Here is a 2,522-nt window from a genome sequence, read left to right as displayed (position 1 = left end):
GGCGGCGCGGGGGATCGTCGGCGGGATTCCGTTCACGCCGGCCGAGATCAAGGACCGCGTCGAACGCGCCGCGAAGTACACCGAGCTCGGCCAGGTGGCGCAGACCATCGTCAACAAGGTGCCGCTGGCCGGCGGCATCGTCGAGTTCACCGTGCGGGCCCCGATGGTGGCGCGCTCGGCCCAGGCCGGCCAGTTCGTCCGCGTGCTGCCGTGGGAGAAGGGCGAACTGATCCCGCTGACGCTGGCCGATTGGGACGCCGACAAAGGCACCATCGACCTCGTCGTGCAGGGCATGGGCACCTCGTCGCTCGAGATCAACCGGATGGCGATCGGCGATGCGTTCTCCGGCATCGCCGGCCCGCTCGGCCGCGCCAGCGAATTGCATCGCTACGAAGGCAACCAGACCGTGGTGTTCTGCGCCGGCGGCGTCGGCCTGCCGCCGGTGTATCCGATCATGCGCGAGCACCTGCGGCTCGGCAACCACGTGACGCTGATCTCCGGCTTCCGCGCCAAGGAGTTCCTGTTCTGGACCGGCGACGACGAGCGCGTCGGCAAGCTGAAGAAGGAGTTCGGCGACCAGCTGTCGCTGATCTACACCACCAATGACGGCTCCTACGGCGTCAAAGGCTTCGTCACCGGCCCGCTCGAGGAGATGATGAAGGCCAACCAGGAAGGCAAAGGCCGCACCATCGCCGAGGTGGTGGCGATCGGCCCGCCGCTGATGATGCGGGCGGTCTCCGACCTCACCAAGCCGTATGGCGTCAAGACCGTGGCGAGCCTCAACTCGATCATGGTGGATGCGACGGGTATGTGCGGCGCCTGCATGGTGCCGGTGACCATCGACGGCAAGATGGTCCGCAAGCACGCCTGCATCGACGGCCCGGAAATCGACGCCCACATCATCGACTGGGACAAGTTCCTGCCCCGCTTCAACCAGTTCAAGACGCAGGAACTGGAGAGCAAGAAGAAGCACGGGTTCGTGTAGGGCACCAACTTTCGCGACATCGTCATTGCGAGCGAAGCGAAGCAATCCAGCTCCGTGCACCGAGCTGGATTGCTTCGTCGCTTCGCTCCTCGCAATGACGGACGAGAGGCTTTCGCTGAAATGGCCGGGTTTCGCCCGGCCTTTTTCGTTGGCGTCCCCGGCGGATCTGGTGGCTGGAAAGGGGTGCCAAACGCCGCCGGACGCCTTAAGTTGCGGCCATGCCGAAAACGACCAAATCCGCCGCCGCGGCGCCTGCCGCTTCCTCCGCCACGCCCCCTGCCCCGGCCGGCGTCAAGCCGCCCGGCGAGGGCGACCATGTGTTCCTGGTCGACGGCTCGTCCTACATTTTCCGCGCCTATCACGCGCTGCCGCCGCTGAACCGCAAATCCGACGGGCTGCAGGTCAATGCCGTGCTCGGCTTCTGCAACATGCTGTGGAAGCTGCTGCGCGACATGCCGCCGGAGAACCGGCCGACGCATCTGGCCATCATCTTCGACAAGTCGGAAGTCACCTTCCGCAACGCGCTCTACCCCGAATACAAGGCGCACCGGCCGCCGGCGCCGGAAGATCTGATCCCGCAATTCGGCCTGATCCGCGAGGCGGTGCGGGCGTTCGATCTGCCGTGCCTGGAACAGTCCGGCTTCGAGGCCGACGATTTGATCGCCACTTACGTGCGCGAGGCCTGCGAGGCCGGGGCGACGGCGACGATCGTGTCGTCCGACAAGGATCTGATGCAGCTCGTGACCGACTGCGTGGTGATGTACGACACCATGAAGGACCGCCGCATCGGCGTGCCCGAGGTGATCGAGAAATTCGGCGTGCCGCCGGCCAAGGTCGTCGAGGTCCAGGCGCTGGCCGGCGACAGCGTTGACAACGTGCCGGGCGTCCCGGGCATCGGCATCAAGACCGCGGCGCAGCTGATCAATGAATATGGCGACCTCGACACGCTGCTGGCGCGCGCCGCCGAGATCAAGCAGCCGAAGCGGCGCGAGGCGCTGATCGAGAACGCCGAGAAGGCGCGGATTTCGCGCAAGCTGGTGCTGCTCGACGACCATGTGAAGCTCGACGTGCCGCTGGCCGAGCTCGCGGTGCACGAGCCGGACGCGCGCAAGCTGGTGGCGTTCCTCAAGGCGATGGAATTCACCACGCTGACGCGGCGCGTCGCCGAATATGCCCAGATCGATCCATCGGATGTCGAGGCGGAGACGGCGCTGAAGTCGGCGGTGCCGCCGCTGGCGAGGAGCGGCGTTGCCGCGAGCGGAGACCTGTTTGCGGGGCAAGAGCCCTCACCCCACCCCTCCCCCGCAAGCGGGGGAGGGAGCGCGCCACAAGCCGGGCCAGGTGGTCCTTTCAATGCGGGCCGAGGCCGCGACGGCAAGCCGGGCGTCGTGCTGTCGCCGGAGACGCTGGTGGCGGCGCGGGCCGAGGCCGCCCGCAAGATCGCGGTCGACCGCACCGCCTACAAGACGCTGCGCACGCTGGACGAGCTGCACGCTGTCATCACCCGCATCCACGACTCCGGCGTGGTGGCGCTGGA

The 2,522-nt window shown here is 67.1% G+C and carries 2 protein-coding genes; both read left to right on the top strand.

Features of this window, described 5'->3' with window-relative positions; all coding sequences use genetic code 11:
- Nucleotides 1-985 (top strand): sulfide/dihydroorotate dehydrogenase-like FAD/NAD-binding protein (locus DYI24_RS24900; protein ID WP_164574229.1); only part of this gene is annotated, 985 nt, incomplete at its 5' end.
- Nucleotides 986-1,203: 218 nt separating this feature from the next.
- Nucleotides 1,204-2,522 (top strand): 5'-3' exonuclease (locus tag DYI24_RS24895; protein ID WP_283810896.1); only part of this gene is annotated, 1,319 nt, incomplete at its 3' end.

The sequence above is a fragment of the Rhodopseudomonas sp. BR0C11 genome (assembly GCF_010820945.1).
Classification (GTDB): Bacteria; Pseudomonadota; Alphaproteobacteria; order Rhizobiales; family Xanthobacteraceae; genus Rhodopseudomonas; species Rhodopseudomonas palustris_H.
Note: the sequence above shows the minus strand (reverse complement) of the source record. Positions and strands in the feature narration are given on the sequence as shown.